This is a genomic window from Denitratisoma oestradiolicum, from assembly GCF_902813185.1.
Taxonomy (GTDB): domain Bacteria; phylum Pseudomonadota; class Gammaproteobacteria; order Burkholderiales; family Rhodocyclaceae; genus Denitratisoma; species Denitratisoma oestradiolicum.
Genome location: NZ_LR778301.1, coordinates 451,805 through 473,913, shown reverse-complemented (window position 1 = coordinate 473,913; position 22,109 = coordinate 451,805). Strand labels below are relative to the sequence as shown.

At 64.2% G+C, this 22,109-nt stretch carries 19 protein-coding genes; 14 read left to right on the top strand and 5 right to left on the bottom strand.

The features are described 5' to 3' along the window. The first annotated feature begins 2 nt into the window (after window positions 1–2). Window positions 3–791 (top strand): SDR family oxidoreductase, encoded by a 789-nt coding sequence (locus DENOEST_RS02360; RefSeq protein ID WP_145770587.1) that lies wholly within the window; start codon window positions 3–5, stop codon window positions 789–791. Between the two features lie 252 nt (window positions 792–1,043). Next, window positions 1,044–1,511, top strand: a complete 468-nt coding sequence (locus tag DENOEST_RS02355; RefSeq protein ID WP_232096417.1) for a hypothetical protein — start codon at window positions 1,044–1,046, stop codon at window positions 1,509–1,511. A 153-nt stretch (window positions 1,512–1,664) separates the two neighbouring features. Here DENOEST_RS02355 and DENOEST_RS02350 read toward each other — a convergent pair whose 3' ends face one another. Continuing rightward, complete coding sequence (locus tag DENOEST_RS02350) at window positions 1,665–2,171, bottom strand: nuclear transport factor 2 family protein (protein ID WP_170228183.1); 507 nt, start codon at window positions 2,169–2,171, stop codon at window positions 1,665–1,667. 200 nt (window positions 2,172–2,371) lie between these two features. On the opposite strand from DENOEST_RS02350, the gene DENOEST_RS02345 reads away from it, so the two are divergent. From DENOEST_RS02345 to DENOEST_RS02320, 6 genes are all read left to right on the top strand, one after another. After that, on the top strand, window positions 2,372–4,591 hold the full coding sequence (locus tag DENOEST_RS02345; RefSeq protein WP_170228182.1) for a molybdopterin-containing oxidoreductase family protein: 2,220 nt from the start codon (window positions 2,372–2,374) through the stop codon (window positions 4,589–4,591). A gap of 201 nt (window positions 4,592–4,792) precedes the next feature. Beyond that, entirely contained in the window at window positions 4,793–5,443 is a 651-nt protein-coding gene (locus DENOEST_RS02340) for an EthD domain-containing protein (RefSeq protein ID WP_145770583.1), read from the top strand. A 129-nt stretch (window positions 5,444–5,572) separates the two neighbouring features. Further along, window positions 5,573–6,064: a nuclear transport factor 2 family protein gene (locus DENOEST_RS02335; protein WP_170228181.1), complete on the top strand. Its 492-nt coding sequence runs from the start codon at window positions 5,573–5,575 to the stop codon at window positions 6,062–6,064. Window positions 6,065–6,108: 44 nt separating this feature from the next. Then, window positions 6,109–8,193 (top strand): PQQ-dependent dehydrogenase, methanol/ethanol family, encoded by a 2,085-nt coding sequence (locus DENOEST_RS02330; RefSeq protein WP_145770581.1) that lies wholly within the window; start codon window positions 6,109–6,111, stop codon window positions 8,191–8,193. Window positions 8,194–8,317: 124 nt separating this feature from the next. Next, window positions 8,318–10,453 carry an oxidoreductase gene (locus DENOEST_RS02325; RefSeq protein WP_145770580.1) on the top strand — a complete coding sequence of 712 codons (2,136 nt, stop codon included), beginning with the start codon at window positions 8,318–8,320 and terminating at the stop codon, window positions 10,451–10,453. Between the two features lie 14 nt (window positions 10,454–10,467). Further along, window positions 10,468–10,911 (top strand): nuclear transport factor 2 family protein, encoded by a 444-nt coding sequence (locus DENOEST_RS02320; protein ID WP_145770579.1) that lies wholly within the window; start codon window positions 10,468–10,470, stop codon window positions 10,909–10,911. 82 nt (window positions 10,912–10,993) lie between these two features. Here DENOEST_RS02320 and DENOEST_RS02315 read toward each other — a convergent pair whose 3' ends face one another. From DENOEST_RS02315 to DENOEST_RS02305, 3 genes are read right to left on the bottom strand one after another with little or no spacing between them, the layout of a single operon-like run. Continuing rightward, window positions 10,994–11,341 carry a GFA family protein gene (locus DENOEST_RS02315; protein ID WP_197970486.1) on the bottom strand — a complete coding sequence of 116 codons (348 nt, stop codon included), beginning with the start codon at window positions 11,339–11,341 and terminating at the stop codon, window positions 10,994–10,996. Between the two features lie 43 nt (window positions 11,342–11,384). Beyond that, window positions 11,385–12,098: an EthD domain-containing protein gene (locus DENOEST_RS02310; RefSeq protein WP_145770577.1), complete on the bottom strand. Its 714-nt coding sequence runs from the start codon at window positions 12,096–12,098 to the stop codon at window positions 11,385–11,387. Window positions 12,099–12,125: 27 nt separating this feature from the next. Continuing rightward, window positions 12,126–13,595 (bottom strand): FAD-dependent oxidoreductase, encoded by a 1,470-nt coding sequence (locus DENOEST_RS02305; RefSeq protein ID WP_145770576.1) that lies wholly within the window; start codon window positions 13,593–13,595, stop codon window positions 12,126–12,128. A gap of 176 nt (window positions 13,596–13,771) precedes the next feature. On the opposite strand from DENOEST_RS02305, the gene DENOEST_RS02300 reads away from it, so the two are divergent. The 6 genes from DENOEST_RS02300 to DENOEST_RS02275 are packed head-to-tail and all read left to right on the top strand — an operon-like array spanning window position 13,772 to window position 21,568. Continuing rightward, window positions 13,772–14,245, top strand: a complete 474-nt coding sequence (locus DENOEST_RS02300) for a MarR family winged helix-turn-helix transcriptional regulator (RefSeq protein WP_145770575.1) — start codon at window positions 13,772–13,774, stop codon at window positions 14,243–14,245. A 28-nt stretch (window positions 14,246–14,273) separates the two neighbouring features. Then, window positions 14,274–15,701: an efflux transporter outer membrane subunit gene (locus DENOEST_RS02295; protein ID WP_145770574.1), complete on the top strand. Its 1,428-nt coding sequence runs from the start codon at window positions 14,274–14,276 to the stop codon at window positions 15,699–15,701. 22 nt (window positions 15,702–15,723) lie between these two features. Further along, window positions 15,724–16,890, top strand: coding sequence for an HlyD family secretion protein (locus DENOEST_RS02290; protein WP_145770573.1), 1,167 nt, complete (start codon window positions 15,724–15,726; stop codon window positions 16,888–16,890). A 12-nt stretch (window positions 16,891–16,902) separates the two neighbouring features. Continuing rightward, on the top strand, window positions 16,903–18,456 hold the full coding sequence (locus tag DENOEST_RS02285; protein ID WP_145770572.1) for a DHA2 family efflux MFS transporter permease subunit: 1,554 nt from the start codon (window positions 16,903–16,905) through the stop codon (window positions 18,454–18,456). Between the two features lie 3 nt (window positions 18,457–18,459). Beyond that, on the top strand, window positions 18,460–20,013 hold the full coding sequence (locus tag DENOEST_RS02280) for a DHA2 family efflux MFS transporter permease subunit (RefSeq protein ID WP_145770571.1): 1,554 nt from the start codon (window positions 18,460–18,462) through the stop codon (window positions 20,011–20,013). Window position 20,014: 1 nt separating this feature from the next. Further along, entirely contained in the window at window positions 20,015–21,568 is a 1,554-nt protein-coding gene (locus DENOEST_RS02275) for a DHA2 family efflux MFS transporter permease subunit (protein ID WP_145770570.1), read from the top strand. Between the two features lie 87 nt (window positions 21,569–21,655). On the opposite strand, the gene rplI is transcribed toward DENOEST_RS02275, so the two are convergent. Further along, window positions 21,656–22,105: a 50S ribosomal protein L9 gene (rplI, locus tag DENOEST_RS02270; protein WP_145770569.1), complete on the bottom strand. Its 450-nt coding sequence runs from the start codon at window positions 22,103–22,105 to the stop codon at window positions 21,656–21,658. Window positions 22,106–22,109: the final 4 nt, after the last annotated feature.

The window sequence follows — 22,109 nt, the reverse complement described above, 5'->3', positions numbered from 1 at the left end:
TCATGACAAACACAATGCAATTACCAGACAAGGTCGCCGTGGTGCTGGGCGTCGCACCGAATAACCTGGGCCATGCCATCGCCCGCCGCTTCGTTGCCGAAGGCGCCCGCGTCGTCGTGGGCGGTCGCCGCGGGGAAGCGCTGGCCGAGGTGGCGGCGGAGATCGGCGCCGTCGCTGTGCCCTGCGACATCACCCGGGACGCGGACGTGGAACGCCTGGTGTCCACCGCGCTGGAGCGCTTTGGTCGCCTCGACGTGGGCCTCAACGCCACCGGCTGGGGGCTGCTCAAGCCCTTCACCGAGCACAGCCGGGAAGACCTGGAGCAGATGGCCCAGGTCCAGTTCATCGGTCCCTTCCGCTTCTTCCAGGCCCTGGTCAAGGCGATGACCCAGGGTGGCTCCATCATCCAGATCTCCTCGGTCACCGCCACCATCATGTTCGACCACCATGCCGCCTACATGGGCACCAAGGCCGGCATCGACCACGTGATCCGCTGCATCGCCCACGAGTTCGGCCATCAGGGCATCCGCGCCAACTCGTTGTCGCCGGGCGGCATCGCCGACACGCCGATGTCCGGCGGGGGGCTGCACTTCCCGCCGGTGGCGGCGCTCTACAACAAGCAGATCCCCCTCGGCCGTCCCGGCGTCGCCTCGGACGTAGTCAATGCCGCAGTGTGGCTGGCCAGCGACCAGTCCTCCTTCGTCACCGGCCAGAACATCCAGGTCAGCGGCGGCCAGACCCTGCGCACCAATCCCCGGCTGGCGGAGATCGCCGCGGCAGCCGGGGCCTAGGGTCTGTTCTCATTCAGGCGACGGTCGCGAAGGGGGTGAATCGGGTGCAGTGCAAGGCGCGACCGACACCGTTGGGCCGCCCCCAACAAGGAGGGAGTAACGCCGCAATGCGCCCGATTCACCCCCTTCCCTTCGGGTTGCGCCCCAATCCGGCGTCTGCGGCGTTGTCGGGCTTGGCAATGGAACAACCATTACCTGCACCCTCCGCCTTGCATCCATCCGGATTGGGGCGCAACGCGATCCGCCGACTGAATGAGAACAGACCCTAGCCCGTTCTTCAACGCCACGGAGGAATCCCTCATGCCCCTGACCCTGGAACAGTTCGTCGCCCTGGCCCACCGCCACGCCCAGGCCGAGAGTGACGCCGACGTGGCAGGCACCCTGGCCACGCTGGAGGCGGAACCGGCCTACACCTTCTATCCGGCGGGCCGCAAGTTCACCGGCATGGCCAACACGCGGCGCTTCTATGAAGGCTTCGTCAGCCATTTCAAACCGCGTATTCAAAATGTCGAGTTCCATGGGGAGGCTGTCGGTATCGGCGGGCTGTACCAGGAATACACCATCAGTCTGGAATGCGACGACGGTCAGGTACGGGACTACCGCATCCTCGGCGTGCTGGTCTTCGGCGACAACGCCCTGGCCGGCGAGCGCATGTACGCGGACGAGGCGCTGTTCCGCCTGCTGGCCGGGTCGCTGTGGGACGAGATGGAACGGATCTAGCGCGCATGGCCGCCAGCACCACCCCGAGGACGAGGATGAAAATGCGCAAAATCCAATTGAACGCCCCCCACCCCCATCCCGGGGCGGGGCTATTCATCGGCTCGCTGCGCTCGATCCTCTCACTCGGCTCTGTTTCTGCTTCTTCGCCATGACTCAGCCGAAACGCTTGGCCAGATAGCGGACGGTGAAATTGGGCGGTGTCACGAGGGGTTCGACGATTTCATAAATGCGCTCATAGGCCGATGCCCGCAGCAACCAGCGGCCGTTTTCCTTGACGTAACGATCCCGGTATAGGGCAGTGCCATGGGTGTAACGCTTGGACTTGAGATTCCAGAAATTGTCGTGGAGATACCAGATGCCGCTTGCCTCGGTCTCGCTCAGTACGGTGATCTCGGGCGTGTGGCCGTGGTGCTGGGCCACCACGTCGGCCGTGAAGCTCTTCCTCGTCATCTCCATGAACGCCGCCTTGCCTTGCAGTCTCCATTCGTAGGTGCCGCCGACGAAGTTGACCTCGAAATCCTCATGCAGCAAGGTGGCCATTTCCTCGAAATTGGCGGTGTCGTCGCAACGAAAATAGGCATGCTTAAGTCGCTGGATTTCCTCGATGTCCTGCAGGCGCCGAATATCACGGTGCAACTGGATGAGGTCTTCATGCGGCAAGGTGCTTCTCCTTCGTGGCAAGGATAGTGAGGTTCGGACTGTGCAGTTGCCGTGGCGCTGCCGTGTAAGGCGAGGAGCCCGCCGCTGGCAAAACACAAACTCTCAATCTCAAGGTTTTAATGATACTATTTTAATAGAAACCGGGCTGCTTTTTGAGCAAAAGCAGTGGCACATTTGATCTCAAGGAGAACTCCATGCAAATGAATGAGCCAGTAGATGTCGCCGCCAAGCGCGGTACCTGCCCCGTCTGCGGGATTGGCTGTCTGACGAAATCTCATGTCAAGGACGGCGTGGTCATCAAGGTCAAGGCCGACCACAAGTCCAGCATGCCCGCCGATTGCCCGCGGGCGGGCCAGTCCCTGGCCTATCACAATCATCCGGACCGCATCAATTTCCCCATGAAGCGGGTGGGCAAACGCGGCGCAGGCCAATGGCAGCGCATCAGCTGGGACCAGGCGATGGACGAAATCGCCGCCAGGCTGGCCGCGATCCGCGACCAGTACGGCCCCGAGGCGGTGCAGACCCTGGGCGGCTCCTACAAGGGTCCGGGGGACGCCGCCTGCTGGCGCTGGAGCAGCCTGTTCGGCACGCCCAACATCATGCACCTGGGCAAGACCTGCGGCTCCGCCGAGTACAACGCCCAGTGGGCCACCTATGGCGAGATTGGCTCCCCTGCCGGCCGGCCGACCCCTGGTGTCACCAAGTGCGCGATCTTCTGGGGCTACAACCCGCCGGTTCCCCAGGGCGTCGGTGCGGCGAAACTGATCAAGGAAGCCCGTGCCTCTGGCACCAAGATCATCGTCATCGACCCGCGCCGTTCCGAGACGGCACAGCTGGCTGACCTCTGGTTGCAGCCACGGCCCGGGTCCGACGGCGCCCTGGCCTACGGCATGATCCACATCATCATCAGCGAGGGTCTCTACGACAAGGAATTCGTCGAAGACTGGTGTCTCGGTTTCGAGGAACTGAAGGAACTGGTGGCGCCCTTCACCCCCGAGAAGGTGGCGGAGATCACCTGGCTGTCGGTGGAGCAGATCCTCGAAGTGGCGCGCACCTATGCCACCCACAAGCCGGGCATCATCACTTTCGGATTGGGCACCGTCCATCAGGGCCGGGCCTCCAACGCCACTGTCTTCGGCAAGGCCTATCTGCGTGCCATCACCGGCAACCTGGATGTCCCGGGCGGGGACCTGTTCGAAGAACAGCCCGAGCACGCCCGTTTCCGCGAGGAAATGTACTGGGACAAGCTGATCTCCCATCCCCTGCGCACCCGGGACAACATCAACGCCCATCTCTGGCCCATCGCCTCGGTACGGGGCATGCAGGCCTCCCGGGAAGCCATGGCCAAGGTCCATCCGCTGGGCGTGGGCGCCGCCTTCTACCAGATGTGCACCTCGTCCACCACCCTTTGCTCGGCCATCCTGGAGCAGGACCCCTATCCGATCAAGGCGGTGATCACCCAGGGCACCAACTCCCTGGTGGCACTGGCGAATGCGAAGCGGGTGCATGAGGCGTTGGCCAGCGACAAGCTGGATCTGCATGTGGTGATGGACCACTGGATGACGCCCGGCGCCCAACTGGCGGACTATGTGCTGCCCGCCACCGACGGTCTGGAGCGGCCCAACCTCGGTGCCGCGGGTGGCATGTGGGGCTTCGGCAACTGGTTCACCGCCGCCGAGCGCACGATCCCACCCACCCACGAACGGCATGACGACTACGAACTCTGGAAGGACCTGGGCAACCGCCTGGGACAGCAGGGCTACTGGCCCGACACGCTGGAGGGCTGGTTCGACCGCCTGCTGGAGCCATCGCGCCTGAGCTTCAGCGAACTGGCCGCCCGACCGATGGCCGCCCTGTTCCCGACGCCCAGCGATGGGAAGCGCTACGAGCAGCGCGGCTTTGCCACCCTTTCCGGAAAGGTGGAACTGGCCTCCGGCCTGATGCAGCGCCTGGGTTACCCGGCCATGCCCCAGTATGAAGAACCCGTCTGGAGCCCAATCAGCCAGCCAGAGCTGTTCAAGGAATACCCTCTGGTAGTGACCGCCGGTGCCGCCACCAAGTGGTACTACCGCTCCCAGCAGCGCCAGCTGGAGCAGATGCGCAAGCAGCATCCCTACGCCTTCCTGTCGATCCACCCGGACACGGCGCGAGACCTGGGCATTGCCGATGGCGCGCCGGTGTATGTGGAGACACCCATGGGCCGCGTGCGCCAGATATCCCGATACGACGATGCCCTGCACCCGCAAGTGGTTCATGCCGACAGCTGCTGGTGGTACCCGGAACAGGAAGCCAACGAGCCAAATCTTTCCGGGGTGTGGGAGTCGAACTTCAACATGCTGATCCCCGACAGCCCCGAGAGCCTGAGCTTTGCGGGAGATGCCAATCTGCGCGGCCACATTTGCCGGGTGCTGCCGATCTGAAGCGGCCCTCAGCCTTGCAAGGCTTGCCATGAGCGACAAATACACGGCCCTGACACCCGAGCTCTACGCCTATATGGTGGAGCATCGCAGCGAACGCCCGGTGCGGGACGAACGGGCGAGAACCCGGCCTGACGCAAGGACAGTCTAGAACTCTAGAACAACAACACCGGGCCCACCCGGATCGATTTGAGGAGAAACAAGATGAAGGGATTGACTCTTTTGACCCGCCGAGAAGGGACGATGCGGCAGGACTTCCGCGACTACTACGAGAATTCCCATGCGCCTCTCGGCATGACCTATTTCCCGTTCCGGAAATATCTGCGAAATCACATCTTGGCCTCGTCGGCCGATATTGATTTTGACGTCGTCATGGAGAGCTATATCGACGATCGCGTCGATGTGGCGGCACTGAACTCCGGTGAAGTCCGTGCGATCCTGGATGTCGATGAGCGCCGCTTCATGAACCAGGGCCGGATTCGCTCCGCCCGTGTCGAGGAACAAGTACTCAGCGGGCCGCCGATCGGCGTCGCCGCCCCCGGCACGCGTCGGCAAATGCTGCTGCTCGGGGCGTCCGGGCCGACCCTGCAAGAGGATGTCACGGCCTGGGGCGCCGATCTGGCTTCCCAGCCTCGCGTCGCTCGCGTCAGTCTGGACATGGTCCAGCAGCAGGTGAGCGGCTATGGCGGCTTCCCCTATGCCGCGATCCTGAGCCTGTGGCTCAAGGATGGGGGCGATGCAATCGTCCTGCCTGCCGTCCCCAAGGGAATGAAGCTCGAGCTGTCCTTGCTGACGGAGGTTTGCGAAACCACGCCCGAGGAACTCGCGGCCCGTTATAAGCCCAAGGCCGGATAGGCCCGGCTGAAGTTCGCATTCCAGATGATGCAGTCCGGTCTGCCTGCTGATCCCAGGAATGCCGCGCCTTTACAAAAAACATTCGAGCCCATCCCGTTAGGAGTGACGGGCCATTCCGGAGGAAATTCCATGGATGCATCCACGCTTGAACTGTTCGAAAAATCCGCCATCCGCGATGTGCTTTCCCGCTATTGCCGAAGCCTCGACCGCATGGACAAGGAAATGGCCTATGGCGTATTCGCGGCCGAGGCCACTGCCCAGTATTACGGCATCTTCCAGGGTACGGGCCATGGCTTCATCGACTGGGTCTGGGAGGCTCACCGCGCCATGGAATCCCATTCCCACCAGATCACCAACGTATTGATCGAACTCGATGGGGAAAGCGCCATCAGCGAAGCCTACGTCACGGTGGTGTTGCAGCAGCAGCGCCAATCGGACGGCGTGGAGATCCAGTGCCGCGGCCGCTATCTGGATCGCTGGTCGAAACAGAACGGCCGCTGGCTGATTGTCGAGCGGGAGCACGTCATCGACACCCAGTCGGAGATTGCCCTGCCGGCTCCCCAGAAATCCGTCGAGTCGCGGCGGGACACGACGGATGCCTCGTTCCGTTTCCTGCGCTGAACGCAGTTCCCTTGCCACCCCCTTTCTCCCGCACCACCAGAACGATGCGCATATTCCCCTCTTCCAGACTCCTGCCGTGGCTGCTGGCAACGTTCGCCAGCGCCTGCGCCTTCGCCGCCACCGTCGTCGACAACACCCTGCTAACACGCGAGCCCAGCGGCGCCAACTGGGCCGGCTACGGCCGCACCTTCGACGAGCAGCGTTTCAGCCCACTCAAGCAGATCAATGCCGGCAACATCCAGCGCCTGGGCCTGGCCTGGACCCTGGAACTGGACGACGTGCCCAATGTCACCACCGTGCCGCTGGCAGTGGACGGGGTGATCTATTTCGCCGCCGGCTACAGCATCGTCCATGCGGTGGATGCGCGACGCGGCAAGCTGCTCTGGCGCTACGACCCCGAGGTCACGAAAGTCGGCGGCCAGAAGCTGAAGACCGCCTGGGGCAGCCGCGGCCTGGCCTTCTGGAAAGGACGGATCTATGTCGGCACCCAGGACGGGCGGCTGGTCGCTCTGGACGCCAAGACCGGCAAGCCGGCATGGAGCACCATGACCATCGCCAAGGACGACAACCGCTACATCACCGGCGCACCGAAGGTCTTCAACGGCCTGGTGGTCATCGGCCACGGCGGCGCCGACTACGGCCCGATTCGCGGCTACGTCACCGCCTACGACGCCGAGACCGGCAAGCAGCGCTGGCGCTTTCACACCGTCCCCGGCAATCCGGCCGACGGCTTCGAGAACAAGGCGATGGCAATGGCCGCCCAGACCTGGACCGGCGAGTGGTGGAAGCACGGCGGTGGCGGCACCGTCTGGAACGCCATGACCTACGATCCGGAGTTCAACCGCATCTACCTGGGCACCGGCAACGGCGCCCCCTGGAACCAGAAGATCCGCAGCCCCGGCGGCGGCGACAACCTGTTCCTCTGCTCCGTCGTCGCCCTGGACGCCGACACCGGCGAGTACGTCTGGCACTACCAGACCAATCCCGGCGAGACCTGGGACTACAACTCCGCCATGGACATGGTGCTGGCGGACCTGACGATCGAGGGCAAGCAAAGGAAGGTGATGCTGCACGCGCCGAAGAACGGCTTTTTCTACGTCATCGACCGGGAGAACGGCAAGCTGATCTCTGCCGAGAAGATCGTCAAGGCCACCTGGGCCGAGAAGATCGATATCGCCAGCGGCCGGCCGGTGGAGAACCTCGCGGCCCGCTATCCGAAGGGCGGCGCCCGCGTCTCCCCCGCCAATCAGGGCGCCCATAGCTGGCACCCGATGGCCTTCAATCCGGGCACCGGCCTGGCCTACATTCCGGTGCGCGAGTCGGAGGACTTCTACAGCGACCAGGGCGTGGACACCAAGCACTGGAAACACCCGCCGGGCATGGTTTTCAGCACGGGGCTGGCTCCCGGCGCCGCGCCCGCCGACGGCCCACTGATGGAGCCGACGTCGGCGCTGCTGGCGTGGAATCCGCGCACGCAACAACAGGCCTGGCGCGTTCCCACCCCGGGCGAATACTCCGGCGGCGTACTCACCACCGCGGGCAAGCTGGTCTTCCAGGGCGATGCCGGCGGCAAGCTCAACGCCTACGACGCTGAGCGCGGCACGCGGCTCTGGGCGGCGGATCTCGGCGTGGGCACCCTCTCGCCGCCGATCACCTACACGATGAACGGCCGCCAGTATGTCTCCGTCCTCGCCGGCTGGATGGGCGGCAGCACCGTCTATGGCAAGCGCTCGGCGGAGGCCGGCTGGGTCGGGCGGGAGCAGCCGCGGCGGCTGTTGACCTTTGTCCTCGACGGCAATGGGGCCCTGCCGCGGCCGCCGCAGCACACCCGGCCGACGCCCGTCGACGATCCCGCCTTCGTCGTCGATGCCGCCAAAGCCAAACATGGCGCGATGGCATTCGCGCTGAATTGCCTGACCTGCCATGGGATGAATGCCATCGCCGGCGGCTACGCGCCGGATCTGCGCGCCTCGCCGATTCCCTTGTCGCTGGAGGCGATGGACGGCATCGTGCGCCAAGGCGGGCTGGCCCAGCGCGGCATGCCGCCCTTTGCCGACCTCAGTCGCGAGGACGTGGATGCCATCCGTCATTACCTGCGGCAGCGGGCCCGGGAAGACCTGAAGAAGTAGGGGCGACGGCTGTTCGCCTTTGCGCATCGAGTCAAGTTGGCTGTCGGATAACCACTAAAATCCCTTCCCAGAATAAGCGCCCCCCCGCGGCGGCCGCATCGAACGATTCACAAAAGGAGACGCCATGAGTGCCAACGCCTATTCCCACCTGCTGGCCCCGGGCCGCATCGGCCAGATGGAGTTGAAGAACCGCATGATCGTCACCGCCATGGGCGTGAACCTGGCAGAGGACGGCTATTGCACCGAGCGCCTCCGGGCCTACCACGAGGAGCAGGCGAAAGGTGGCGTCGGTCTGGTGAACATGGGCGTCTCGGGCGTGGCCTGGCCCCACGGCGGCAACCAGCCGGGGCAGATCGCCATCTCCGACGATCGATTCATCCCCGGCCTGAAGGCCGTGGCCGATTCGATCCACGCCCACGGCGCCAAGTTCACCATCCAGATTCACCACGGCGGGGTAGTCAGCGTGGAAGACATGGCGGCTGGCCGACCAGTATGGGTACCCTCCCTGCCCGGTCCCTTCCCCGGCGCGGGCACACAGATGGTGACCGATGTCTTCACCACGGCCGAACTCGAATTGATGATGGCCAACGCCAAGCCCCGGCCCAAGCCCGAGTTCAAGGAAATGACCCTGGAGGACATCCAGACCATCATCGGCAAGTTCGCCGACGCCGCCGACCGGGCCAAGCGCGCCGGCGCCGACGGCGTGGAAATTCACGGCGGCCACGGCTACCTGATCTCAGGCTTCCTGTCACCCAAGTCCAACAAGCGCACCGACGACTACGGCGGCCCCCTGGAGAATCGCGCCCGCCTGCTCGTGGAGATCATTCGCGCCGTGCGGGAGCGCACCGGCCCCGGGTTCGCCATCATGGTCAAGCTGGACTCCCAGGAGTACGGCGTGGAGACGGGCATCAAGATCGAGGATGCGGTGCGCGCCGCGCAGATGGCCGAGCAGGCCGGCGCCGACGCGATCACCGTTTCGTCCTATCACGACACCGGCAAGCTCAAGCTCCACTCCCAGTCCAACATCCCCCACATCCCCGGCTGGAACCTGCCGGCGGCCGAGCGCATCAAGCAGGCCGTGTCCATCCCGGTGATCGCCTCGGGCCGGGTGGAGCCGGAAGTGGGCGAGGCCAAGATCGCCGCCGGGGCCTTCGACTTCCTCGGCATGGGCCGCAAGCTCCTGGCCGACCCCCATCTGCCCCGCAAGCTGGCAGAGGGCAAGCCCGAGACCATCCGCCCCTGCATCTACTGCTACACCTGCGTCAGCGCCATCTACCTGCAGGACACGGTGCGCTGCGCCGTCAATTCGGAATGCGCCTTCGAATACCAGCGAAAGAACGGCAAGCCGGCACCCAAGCGCTACGTGGTGGTCGGCGGCGGCCCCGGCGGTATGGAAGCCGCCCGCCGCCTGGACGAACAAGGTCATCAGGTAACCCTGCTGGAAGGCACCGACCGCCTGGGGGGCACCCTGCAATTCGCCTCCATAGCCTATGAGCCCAACCAGCGCCTGCTGAACTGGCTGCGCCGGGGCATCGAGTCCTCCAAGGTGGAGGTGCGTCTCAACACCCGCGCCACGCCGGAACTGGTGGCAAGCCTGAAACCCGACGCGGTGCTGGTGGCGACAGGCGCCCTGCGCAGCATGCCGCCGATCCCCGGCAGCGAGCAGAATCACGTCTTCAGCGGTGACGACATGCGCCGCCTGGTGCTGGGCATGTCGTCACCGGAGCTGGCTCGCAAGGTCAGCCTGCCCGTGCGAATGGCCACCAAGCTCGGCGCCGTCACGGGCATGACTTCCAATCTCGATTTCCTGCGCCGAGCCACCCACTGGTGGATGCCCCTGGGCAAGCATATCGTCATCATCGGCGGTGAGCTGGTGGGCCTGGAACTGGCCGAGTTCCTGATGGAGCGGGGCCGCACCGTCACGGTGGTGGACGATGCCCCCCGTTTCGGCGCCGGCTTGCTGCTGGTACGGCGCATGCGCATGCTGGAGGAACTCAAGGAGCATGGCGTGGGCCTGTTCCCCAGTGCCCAGGACATCCGCATCGACAAGGATGCCGTGCGCTTCACCCTCAAGGAAGGCGGCGCCCAGGCGATCCCCGCCGACCACGTGATCGTCGCCAAGGGCGCCACGGGCAACCCGGTGGTGGCCGACCAGCTCCGGGCCGCAGGCTTCAATGTCCATGCCTTTGGCGATTGCACCGGCGTCAGCTACATCGAGGGCGCCATCCGTGGCGCGGCCGACATCGTGAACAGCCTGTGATGGAAAGAGGCGCCATGAACCTGGAAATCTTGCTGGCGGAACGGGAAATCTACCGGGCCATCGTCCGCGTGGCACGGGCCATGGACGAGCGCGACTGGGCGGCACTGGACGACATCCTGCTGGCCGATGCCACGGCCGACCTGGGCATGGGCCTGGTCACTGGGAGGGACAGGATCGTGACCTTCATCCGGACCTTCCTCGACGACTGCGGCCCTACCCAGCATCTGCTGGGCAACGTGTTGATCGACGTGAAGGGTGACGAAGCCCGGAGCCGCTGCTACGTCAGCGACATGCACAAAGGCCTGGGCGAAAAGGCCCATCTGACCTTCTCCACCCTGGGGGATTATCACGACACCTGGCGCAAGGTCGATGGGCGCTGGCTCATGTGCCATCGCACCAAGCTCAATCGCGCCACTCTGGGCGACATCAGTGTGCTGGGACGTACCACCGCCAGTTGAGGACTGAACAGTCGGGAGGCGGGAAAACCCTGTCTCTCCGGCCGTCCGCCAGGAACGACTCACGGCCTGCGCCGAGAATTGCTCATAGCAAATGGGCACCATCAAACAGGTCGGGAACCAAGGCCTGCCAATCGACATCATCGACACACCCCACATTCACCGCCACTTCACTTTCCTGTCCGCGATAAATTCGGGTGAAACACGGGATGCCGCATGTCTTGCAGAAGTAGTGCTTGGCGAAATCCCGCCCACCGTAGAGACCCACGGCGTCTTCCCCGCGGAGCAGAAGGAAGTTGCTGGCGGGAACTCTCTGCATGGTGGCACCGCGCCGGATGCAGAACGAACAATTGCACCGGTATGGGGAAGAGAAGTCGGACACGACCTCGAAGGCGACGGCGCCACAATGGCAGCTTCCATGATGCTTTTCCATGGTCATCTCCGCTGCCCCCATCTTACCCAGAGGAATCCGCAGCTCAGGCCAAGGGCTTCACCAGGTACTGGCTGGTAACCACCACGTCGATCGAGTTCATGTCGATGAAGCGGGCGCAGCTTTCCATCATCGCATCGACGTTGCGCTTCAGCTTCCCATCGTCGCCCACCGCGTCGTAGAAGGCGTTCACGCTGGTCAGTGCGGCCTCCGGGAAGCCTTCCTCGACGATGGCGTCGTAGGGTGGCGCGCCGAAGGTCAGGGGGCGCACCACCAGATTCTGCACATACAGAAAGGTGTCCTGGGTGTCGATCGCAATCTGGCTGTGGGAGTTGCGCCAGGTATCCAGCCAGTGCTGCTTGCTGATCCGTGGCGGGCACTGGAAGGCGGCGATCTGGGCATAGCACTCGGTGCGCTGGCCGACCTTGGGCGGATGACGGTCGTTGAACAATAGCTGTGATTCGCTCACCAGATAGGCCGCCATGCGCCAGGTGGCCGCGCTGATCACCTCGTCGAAGGGCTTGCGCTGCGCGTCATTGGCGCTGTCCAGCCAGAGCTGGAGCACCCCTTCCGCAGCAGGCGCCTGGGAGGTCTGGATGTACTGGGCACCTTGCAACGCGTGGCCGTCCTGCACGTTGGCCTGGACGAAACGAGCGCCCAGGCCGGCAAGCTTTTCCGCCACTTCGCCACGGATGCGCTGGCACCATTTCTCGGCATCTTCCCGGGGGTCACGCCAAAGCATGTAAATGACTTTTTCCATTATCGTCTTCTCCTCGTGTTACAGGTGTCAGGCACCGGCGGCCTGGCGGCCGGCCTGGCGGCCAAAGAAACTGGAGTCCCCCAGAGACATGCCCGAACTGTAGCCCTCACCCCAACGCGGGATGCCGCAGGCGCAGCGGCCCGCCGCATAAAGACCAGGGATAGCCTCGCCTTCCGGCGTCAGCACTTGTCCATTGGGCAGGGTAGACAGGCCGCCCAGCGTAAAGGAAGTCCCGATGTAATCCTTGCCGCCGTAGGCGAGGGCAGCGAAAGGCGCTTCGATCAAAGGCTGAAGATATTCGGCATCCTTGTGCCAGAGCGGGTCTTCGCCCTGCTCCGCATGCCGGTTGAACCTCTCTACGGTATGCACCAACTCTCCGGCGGGGATACCCAGTTCCTGTTCCACTTCTTCCCAGGTTTCACCCACCGCGGCAACAGTGATGTCCGGATAGGTAACGGGCCGCTCGAACATGGTGCTATCGACCAGCAGCCAGCAACGGTCGTTGGGCTGGCGCAGCATGTAATGGGTGACCCGGCCATGGTAGGCGTCTTCGTTGATGAAACGCTGACCCAGCTCGTTAACGAAAATGCCCTTGACCAGGCTCTCCGGCGGATAGAAGGGGCGGGTGGCGAAGAACTGGTCCATGTTGAGCACATCCCCCCCCACCGACATGCCCATGCGGATGCCCGAGCCATCGTCGTTGCCGCCGCTGGTGGGATTGGGACATACCCGGGAGGCGGGCACATAGCGCTTGACCATCTCCTCGTTGCAGATGAAGCCGCCCGAGCAGAGGATCACCCCCTTGCGCGCCCGCACCATGCGGGGCTCACCGTCAATACGCACCACCAGGCCATGAACCCGGTTGTCCTGATCGGCGATCAGGGCCAGCGCCCGGCTGCTGAAATGGGACTCGATGCCCAAACTGTGCGCCTTGGCGGTCAGGGTTTCCATGATCAGCTTACCGGCACCCCAGCCCTTCATCTGGGGCGTATGGCCCCGAGGCGCAGGCTTGGCCTGCTGGGCGAAAGGCCAGGCCGCCTCGCTGCCGGACCAGATCAGGGTATCGTCGGTAGTGGGTTCCAGCCACTTGCCCGGCAGATAGCTGTTCTTGAAAGGCAGCCCCTGCTCGACCAGCCAATGGTAATGGGCTACCGCGTTTTCCGCATACAGGCGCACCCGAGCCTCGTCGGCCCCCGGCCCGCCGGCCATCATCAGGTATTTGACGAAGTCCTCGGTCTGGTCTTCGAAGCCAGCCGCCTTCTGCGCCGGCGTCCCGCCATTGCCGCCCAGGTAGATGTCGCCGCCGGAAAGGGCGGCACTGCCCCCCGAGGCCGCCGCCACTTCAAAAATCGTCACTTGGGCGCCGGCATTCTTCGCTTCGATGGCCGCACAGGCGCCGGAAATCCCAAAGCCGATCACGGCCACGTCGGTTTCGATATCCCAACGCTCGACATCGCTCAAACGCAAGGGACGGGATGGGGAATAGGGCTTGGACACGGGTGCTCCTCCTGGTTTCAGACGTAAAAGCGCGGGCTCGGAGGCCCGCTTTTTAGTGTTTTAAGACTAACACGATTCCTCTCCCCGCGAATGCGAACGGCCGAAAGCCTTGTCTTGACAATCGTTGTCTGGTCAAGTTTAATCTTGTCAAGTCAACCATTGACCAGCCTACCGCCATGGCGACGACTAGCGAGAACGAAATGGGCATCGAGCACTATGCAACTGAAAACTATCAGATGGGGGAAAGCGTCCTCTATCTGATGAGTGTCGCCCGCAATCGCTGTCTCTGTGCCCTGGACGCCAACATGACGGAGTTGGGCCTGACCACCGCCCAGCTGGGCATCCTCAAGCTGGTGCAGGATGGCAGCGACGATACTGCCGCCGAACTGTGCCGCCGCTACAACATGGACCCAGGTTCCATGGCCCGCATGCTGGACAAGCTGGACGAGAAGGGTCTGATCCAGCGTGAACGCAGCAGCGAAGACCGGCGCATCGTCCGCATCGCCCTCACCGATGCCGGCCGAGCCTTGTGCGAACAAGGCATCACCGCAGCCGTCAAGACCCTCAATCAGTCAGTCCGCAATTTCAGCGAGGAAGAGCTGGATACCTTCAAGAATGCCCTGCGGCGGATCATCGCCAACATGGAATGAACGGCCCCCGCCCGGAGACCCGCCCCCAATGAAATCCCGTCTGTTTTCTGTCGCGCTCGTTGCCGCCCTCACGGGCTGTGCCAGCCACAGCGACCTGGCCCCCATCACCCGTCCGACGGACGGCTCGACCCTGGCCGCCGGACAATCCCTTGCGGGGTCCCCCATCACGGCGGCCCCGGTGACCGACTGGTGGCGCGAATTCGGCGACCCCCAACTGGATGCCCTGATCGAGGACGCCCTCAAATCCAGTCCCAGCCTGCAACTGGCCGAAGCCCGCCTGCGCCTGGCCATGGCCCAGGCGGGAGTGGCGGACTCGACCACGCTGCCCCGGGTCTCAGGCAACTACCAGGGCAACCGGGAGCGCATGAGCGAGCATTTCCTCTATCCGCCCCCTTTCGGCGGCTCCACGATCACAACGAATCGGCTGGCCCTGGACTTTTCCTATGAACTGGATTTCTGGGGACGCCACCGTGAAACCCTGAGGGGAGCCCAGTCCGAAGCCCGGGCGGCGGAGCTGGAACGGCAAAGCGCCCGCCTCATGCTGGCCACGGGTATCGCCCGCAGCTATGTGGAACTGGATCGCCTGCTGGGCCAGCAGGAGCTGTCGGCGCAATTGCTGAAAGCGGGCCGCGAAGCCACCAGCCTGGTGGATCAGCGGGTTGCCGCCGGCATCGACAACGAGCCGGCGCGCAACCGGGCCCATAGCCAGTCCGCCGCCCTGGAAAGCGAGCTGGCGGCCATTGGCGAGCAGGTACTGCGCGTACGCCACCAGTTGGCAGCCCTGCTGGGTGCCGGCCCCGACCGGGGTCTGAGCATCGCCCGCCCCAGGCTCACTCAAGCCGGCGCCCTGGCCCTGCCATCAGTGCTGCCCGCCGAACTGATGGGACGGCGCCCCGACGTGGTGGCCCAGCGTCTGCGGGTGCAGGCCGCCGAACACTATGCGGAGGCCACCAAGGCCGACTTCTATCCCAACGTCAACCTGAGCGCCTTCCTCGGTTTCCAGGCCATCGGTGCCGATGCCCTGCTCAAGTCCGGCAGTCGCATCGCGGGCCTCGGCCCCGCCGTCAGCCTGCCCATCTACGCCGGCGGCAACACCCGCGCCCGTGTTGCCGGCCGCTACGCGGAATACGATGCCGCAGCGGCCCAGTACAACGCCACCTTGAGTACCGCCCTGCGCGAAATCGCCGATGCGGTGGGCGCCTGGCGCACGGTGGAGGAAAGAGAAAAGGCCCAGGGCATCGCCGCCACGGAAACCGGCAAGGCCTTCGAGGCCTCCCGCCGTCGCCACACGGCCGGCATCGACAGCCGGCTGACAGTGATCACCTCCCAAGCCGACGCCATCGCCGAACAGCGCCGGGCCGCCGATCTGCGCGCCCAGCGTTTTGCCGCCGCCATCGAACTGGCGCGCGCCCTCGGGGGCGGCTATGCCCCTTCCGCGGTCACGGCCCAGCATTAAGACGAATTCCACAGGAGTCACCATGAGCGAAACCACCCCCATCGAAAACGGCAACGACGGACGCCGCGCCCGTGCCCTCAGACTGCTGGCCCTGGTGTTCATCAGCGCCGGTATCGCCTACGGCATCTATTGGGCCTTGCACAGCCGTTTTCACGAAACCACCGATGATGCCTACGTCGCCGGCAACGTGGTACAGGTGACCCCGCAGGTGGCCGGTGCCGTCAGCGCCATCTACGTGGAGGACACGGATTTCGTCCAGGCCGGCGCTCCCCTGGTCAAGCTGGACCAGTCCGACACCCGGCTTGCCCTGGAACAGGCAGAAGCCGACCTGGGCCGTGCGGTGCGGGATGCCCGGGCCCTTTTCGCCAACGATGCCGGCTACGCCGCCCTGGTGAACCAGCGGGAAATCGACCTGGGGCGACTCAAGGAAGACCTGGCCCGGCGCCAGGGGCTGGCTGGCGGTGCGGTATCAAAAGAAGAGGTCGATCACGCCGCCACCGCCGTCAAGGTCGCCGAGGCCGCCCTCACCACGGCCCGGGAGCAATTGGCGGCCAACCGGGCACAAACCACCGGCACCAGCGTGGAAAGCCATCCCACCGTGGCCCGAGCCGCCTCCAAGTTCAAGGAAGCCTTCCTGGCCCAGACGCGCACCACCATCCTGGCTCCGGTCACCGGTCATATCGCCAAGCGGGCTGTACAGGCCGGCCAGCGCATCGCTCCCGGCTCGCCCCTGATGGCTGTGGTGCCCCTGGATGCCCTCTGGGTGGACGCCAACTTCAAGGAAGTGCAATTGAAGCACATGCGCATCGGACAGCCGGTGCTGCTCAAAGCCGACCTCTACGGCGGCAACGTGGAATACCAGGGCCGGATCGTCGGCCTGGGCGCCGGCACCGGTGCCGCCTTCGCCCTGCTGCCAGCCCAGAACGCCACCGGCAACTGGATCAAGGTGGTACAGCGGGTGCCGGTGCGCATCGCCCTGGACCCCAAGCAGGTGGCGGAGCATCCCCTGCGCGTGGGGCTCTCGATGCTGGCCGACGTGGACACCCAGAACCGGGATGGCAAGCCCGTGACCGAAGCCCGGCGCGACCAGCCCCTGGTGGTCAGCGAAGTCTATGGCGATCCCCTGAAAACCGCGGAAAGCCGCCTCAAGTCGATCATTGCTGCCAATCTGGCTGCCGCACCCCACTGATCCACAGCACCAATGTCAGAAAGCCAGCTCCATTTTCCGCCCCTTCCGGCGGGTGAAAGGCTGCTGGCCACGGTCGCAGTCTCCCTGGCCATTTTCATGTATGGCCTGGACCTGGCGGTCACCAACGTATCCATCCCGGCCATCGCCGGGGACCTGGGCAGTTCCATCAGCCAGGGCACCTGGGCCATCACCGCCTATGCCGTCGGCAACGCCATCGTGATCCCGCTGACCGGCTGGCTGACGGCGCGGGTCGGACAGGTGCGGCTGTTCATTGCCTCGGTGCTGTTATTCACCCTCGCTTCCGCCCTTTGCGGCCTGTCCCAGAGCCTGGAGATGCTGGTGTTCTTCCGCTGCATCCAGGGTATCGTGTCCGGCCCCATGAACCCGCTGGCCATGGCCCTGCTGATGCAGGCCTACCCGCCCCAGAAGGCGGCCATGGCGATGGGAGCGACGATGATGACAGGCATGTTGTCGCCGGCCCTGGGCCCCATCATGGGCGGCTGGATCACCGACAATTTCTCCTGGCCCTGGATTTTCTACGTCAACATCCCTGTCGGCATCTTCTCCGCCTGGGTCAGCTGGCGCCTGTTCCAGCACCGGGAAACCCCAAAGGTCAAACAGCCGGTGGACTATGTGGGACTGGGCCTGCTGGTGACCTGGGTCGGCGCCCTGCAAATCATGCTGGACCTGGGCCGGGAGCACGCCTGGTTCGAATCCAGTCTGGTGATCGCCCTGGCCGTCCTTGCCCTGACGGGGTTTGCCTTCTTTGTCGTCTGGGAGTGGTACGAACCCCACCCGATGGTGGACCTGAAACTATTCACCCGTCCCCATTTTTCCATTGCCGTGGCCCTGATCGGCATCGCCAACATCCCCTACTTCGGCAACGTGGTGCTGACTCCCCTCTGGCTCCAGAACACCCTGGGGTATACCGCCACCCTTTCCGGCAGCGTCGTGATGGTGGGCGGCATCGCCATGTTCATGATCCAGCCCCTGGTGGCGCGCTGGGTACCACAACTGGGCTTTCGCCAACTCGCCGCCATCGGTCTTTGCTTCATGGTGCTGTCAGCCTATATGCGCGCCGGTTTTACGCCGGGCGTCAGCCACGGCGACCTGCTCCTGCCCCAGTTGCTTTACGGCATCGGCACCTCCGCCATGTTCATGCCCCTGGTGCTGCTGGCGGTGCACGGCCTCCCCCAATGGCAACTGGCCGGCGCCACCGGGCTCAATTCCTGTGTACGCACGCTCACCACGGGCTTCGGCACCTCCATCGCCACCACCCTGTGGGATCAGCGCACCATCCATCATCATGCCCAGCTCACCTCCCACATCACCCTCTATGACAGCGTGCCCATGCAGGCAACTTCCGGCCTGGGCAACACCGTCGGGGGTGAGGCAGCCCTGAACATCGTGGAACGCCTGATCAACACCCAGGCCCAGACCCTGGCGGTCAACGACTTCAATATTTTTTCCATCGCCATGTTCCTGGTCTGCCTGGGCTTCCTTTGGCTGGTCAAACCCGGCAAGGCAGAACCTGCCGGCACTGCGGTTCACGCCCTGGATCACTGAACCATGGCTGCGGTTCACACCCCTCATCCCCCCATCGAGGGCAGCGACCGGCTGCTGGGGACCATCGCAGTGTCCCTGGCCATCTTCATGTATGGCCTGGACATGGCGGTGGCCAATGTCTCCATCCCGACCATCACCGGCAACCTTGGGGTTTCCATCAACCAGGGCACCTGGGTGATCACCTCCTACGCCGTCGCCAACGCCATCGTCATTCCCCTGACCGGCTGGCTGACTGCCCGCTTCGGCCAGGTCAGGCTGTTCGTCGCCTCCACCTTGCTATTCACGCTGACCTCTGTCCTCTGCGGCCTATCCACCAGCCTGGAAATGCTGGTGTTCTTCCGCTGCTTGCAGGGCGCCGTGGCCGGGCCCATGAACCCACTGGCCATGGCCCTGCTGCTGGCCGCCTATCCACCGCAAAAAGCCGCGTTTGCGATGGGCGCCTCGATGATGACGGCCATGATGTCGCCCGCCCTGGGGCCGGTGCTGGGCGGGTGGATCACGGACAACTTTTCCTGGCCCTGGATCTTCTACATCAACATTCCCGTGGGTCTGTTCTCGGCCTGGGTCAGTTGGCGCATCTTCCGAAATCGCGAATCGGTCTGCGTCAAGCAGCCGGTGGACTACGTAGGCCTGCTGCTGTTGATGATCTGGGTCGGCGCCTTCCAGGTCATGATGGAACAGGGGCGGGAGCATGGCTGGTTCGACTCCCCATGGGTTGTCTTCCTGGGGCTCACCACCCTGATCGGTTTCCTGTTCTTCCTGGTCTGGGAATGGTACGAGGCTCACCCGATGGTCGAACTCCGGCTGTTCAAGATTTCGACCTTCTCCATCAGCGCCACGATCGGCGTCTTCACCAGTCTTCCCTTCTTCGGCAATATCGTGCTGACCCCCCTCTGGCTGCAAAGCTCCCTCGGCTACAACGCCACCCAGGCGGGGCAGGTGGCCATGGTCAGCGGACTGTTCATGTTCCTCTTCCAACCCCTGGTCGCCAGGGCACTGCCCCATGTCGGCAACCGCCGGCTCGCGGTGACCGGGCTTTGCATCCTGATCCTGTCGGTCTATCTGCGCACGGGCTTCACGCCCTCCCTGACCAGCGGCGACATCTTCCTGCCCATGGCGCTGCAGGGGATTGGCGCCGGCGCCGTCTTCATGCCCATCGCACTGCTGTACATCTCTGCCATGCCCCCCGCAAAAATCGCCAGCGCCAACGGTATCTATTCCTTTACCCGCACGCTGTCCATCGGCATTGGCACCTCGCTGGCCACCAGCCTGTGGGATGAACGTACCAGCCATCATCACGCGCAACTTTCCACCCATATCAGCCCCTATAACGAAACGGCGGTGCAGACCCTCAAAGAAATGGGAACAGCCGTCGGCAACGAGGGGGCGCTGACCGCCATGGAGCGGCTCATCACGGTGCAGGCCCAGACCCTGGCGGTCAATGATTACAACGTCTTCGCGATCGGGCTTTTGCTGGCTGGCATCGCCTTCATCCTCCTGGTGAAACCGGGAAAGCCCACCGCCACTACGGCACCGGCACCGATACTTGAGCACTGACATGGTGACGCCCTACTCCCCCTTGCCCCCCATCGAGGGCAAGAAACGCCTGATGGCCACCCTGGCTATTTCTGTGGCCTGTTTCATGTACACCCTGGAAATGGCGGTCGCCAACCTATCCCTGCCGGCGATTGCAGGCGACCTGGGTGTCTCGCCCCCCCAGGCCACCTGGGTGATCACCTCCTACGCAGTCACCAGCGCCATCATCACACCCTTGTCGGGCTGGCTCACGGCCCGCATCGGCCAAGTGCGTCTGTTCGTCTATTCCCTGCTGCTGTTCGCGCTGACATCTCTCTTCTGTGGCCTGGCCACCAGCCTGGAAATGCTGATTGCTGCCCGTTGCCTGCAGGGCGCCGTGGTGGCCCCCTTGATGCCGGTTGCCATGGCCCTGCTACTGCAGGCTTACCCGCCCAGCAAGGCGGCCCTGGCCATGTCCATCTCCATGTTCACCATGATGTTCTCTCCGGTGGTCGGTCCCGTCATCGGCGGCTGGATTACCGAGAACCTGTCCTGGCCCTGGATTTTCTACATCAACGTTCCCATCGGAATCCTGGTGGCCTTTGCCTGCTGGCGTCTGTTTCGGGACCGGGAGTCGCCGCGTGTGCGCAAACCCGTGGATATCACGGGCATGGTCCTGTTGGCCATCTGGGTCAGAGCCCTGCAGATCATGCTGGACAAGGGCCGGGAGCAGAACTGGTTCGAGTCGGGGGAAATCCTTGCCCTGGGGGCCACGGCCCTGGTGGCCTTCTGCTTCTTTCTGGCCTGGGAATGGTATGAGGACCATCCCATCGTGGATCTGCGTCTTTTTGCCAACCGCAATTTCACAGTGGGCACGACCCTCAACAGCCTCTGGAGCTTCGTCTATCTGGGCAATATCCTGCTGCTGCCCCTCTGGCTGCAACAATCCCTGGGATTTACCGCCACATGGGCCGGCCTGATGGTGGCCCCCAGCGGCCTGGCCGCGGTACTCATGCAACCCATTGCCAACCGGCTGCTTGGCCTGTCCGGCGTCCGCACCCTGGCCACCTTCGGCCTGATAATGCTGGCCACGGCCACCTACCTGCGCGCCGGATTCACCAGCGGCGTGGCGCCGGAAAGCATCCTGCCGGCACAAATCTTTAATGGCATCGGCTCCACCTGCTTTTCCCTGGCCAGCAGCCTGCTGCTATTCAATGGCCTGAGCCAGTGGCAGATTGCCAGCGCCTCGGGGCTGTCGGCCTTCGTGCGCCTGATGGCCACTGCCATGGGCACCTCCTTCGCCGCCACCCTGTGGGATGCCCGCACCTATCACCACCGCAGCGAGCTGGTGGCTCACATCACCCCCTATGACAGCACCATCAGCCAGTTCATGAATGGCGCCGCCTCGCTCGGCATGGACATCTCGGGCGCCGTGGCGGTGGTGGAGCGGCAACTCACGGTGCAGGCCCAGACCCTGGCAGCCAACGACTACAGCTGGCTATCCTCCCTGCTGTTCCTGGGTCTGATCGGCCTTGTCTGGCTGGCGCGCCCCAGCGCTCTTCAGCCAGGAGCTCCGCCGCCAGTCATGGAGCACTGAAGTCGAAATTGATGCGGTGAGTCACAAACGCGCATCAACTCGAAAAAAAAGCCGCCCGAAGGCGGCTTTTTTTGCGGCGCGAAAGGATCAGTGTTCGCCCAGTACCGAGACCGTGATGGTGACCACCACGTCGGCATGGGGAGCCACTTCGAGCTGAGTGTCGCCCACCGTCTTGAGCAGGCCGTTGGGCATGCGGATGGCGGATTTTTCGATCTCGATTCCCTGGGCCTTGAGAGCCTCGACGATGTCGGCACCGCCGACGGAGCCGAACAGGCGGCCATCGACGCCAGCCTTGCGGGTGATCTGCACCATCAGACCGTCGATCTTGGCGGCCACGCCCTGGGCGGCGGCCAGCTTCTCGGCCTGGAGTTTCTCCAGATCGGCACGACGCTCCTCGAACACCTTGAGATTCGCGGCGGTGGCGCGCTTGGCCATGCCCTTGGGGATCAGGTAATTGCGGGCGTAACCATCCTTGACCTTGACCACGTCACCGAGGCCGCCGAGGTTCACCACTTTTTCCATCAGAATGATTTGCATGGTC

Bases quoted from the DNA above. Each gene is read 5' to 3' on its own strand.
- rplI (WP_145770569.1), bottom strand. From the start codon at position 22,105: ATGCAAATCATTCTGATGGAAAAAGTGGTGAACCTCGGCGGCCTCGGT.
- DENOEST_RS02290 (WP_145770573.1), top strand. From the start codon at position 15,724: ATGAGCGAAACCACCCCCATCGAAAACGGCAACGACGGACGCCGCGCC.
- DENOEST_RS02320 (WP_145770579.1), top strand. From the start codon at position 10,468: ATGAACCTGGAAATCTTGCTGGCGGAACGGGAAATCTACCGGGCCATC.
- DENOEST_RS02295 (WP_145770574.1), top strand. From the start codon at position 14,274: ATGAAATCCCGTCTGTTTTCTGTCGCGCTCGTTGCCGCCCTCACGGGC.
- DENOEST_RS02330 (WP_145770581.1), top strand. From the start codon at position 6,109: ATGCGCATATTCCCCTCTTCCAGACTCCTGCCGTGGCTGCTGGCAACG.
- DENOEST_RS02300 (WP_145770575.1), top strand. From the start codon at position 13,772: ATGGCGACGACTAGCGAGAACGAAATGGGCATCGAGCACTATGCAACT.
- DENOEST_RS02335 (WP_170228181.1), top strand. From the start codon at position 5,573: ATGGATGCATCCACGCTTGAACTGTTCGAAAAATCCGCCATCCGCGAT.
- DENOEST_RS02360 (WP_145770587.1), top strand. From the start codon at position 3: ATGACAAACACAATGCAATTACCAGACAAGGTCGCCGTGGTGCTGGGC.
- DENOEST_RS02280 (WP_145770571.1), top strand. From the start codon at position 18,460: ATGGCTGCGGTTCACACCCCTCATCCCCCCATCGAGGGCAGCGACCGG.
- DENOEST_RS02340 (WP_145770583.1), top strand. From the start codon at position 4,793: ATGAAGGGATTGACTCTTTTGACCCGCCGAGAAGGGACGATGCGGCAG.
- DENOEST_RS02355 (WP_232096417.1), top strand. From the start codon at position 1,044: ATGAGAACAGACCCTAGCCCGTTCTTCAACGCCACGGAGGAATCCCTC.
- DENOEST_RS02275 (WP_145770570.1), top strand. From the start codon at position 20,015: ATGGTGACGCCCTACTCCCCCTTGCCCCCCATCGAGGGCAAGAAACGC.
- DENOEST_RS02310 (WP_145770577.1), bottom strand. From the start codon at position 12,098: ATGGAAAAAGTCATTTACATGCTTTGGCGTGACCCCCGGGAAGATGCC.
- DENOEST_RS02315 (WP_197970486.1), bottom strand. From the start codon at position 11,341: ATGGAAAAGCATCATGGAAGCTGCCATTGTGGCGCCGTCGCCTTCGAG.
- DENOEST_RS02285 (WP_145770572.1), top strand. From the start codon at position 16,903: ATGTCAGAAAGCCAGCTCCATTTTCCGCCCCTTCCGGCGGGTGAAAGG.
- DENOEST_RS02345 (WP_170228182.1), top strand. From the start codon at position 2,372: ATGAATGAGCCAGTAGATGTCGCCGCCAAGCGCGGTACCTGCCCCGTC.
- DENOEST_RS02325 (WP_145770580.1), top strand. From the start codon at position 8,318: ATGAGTGCCAACGCCTATTCCCACCTGCTGGCCCCGGGCCGCATCGGC.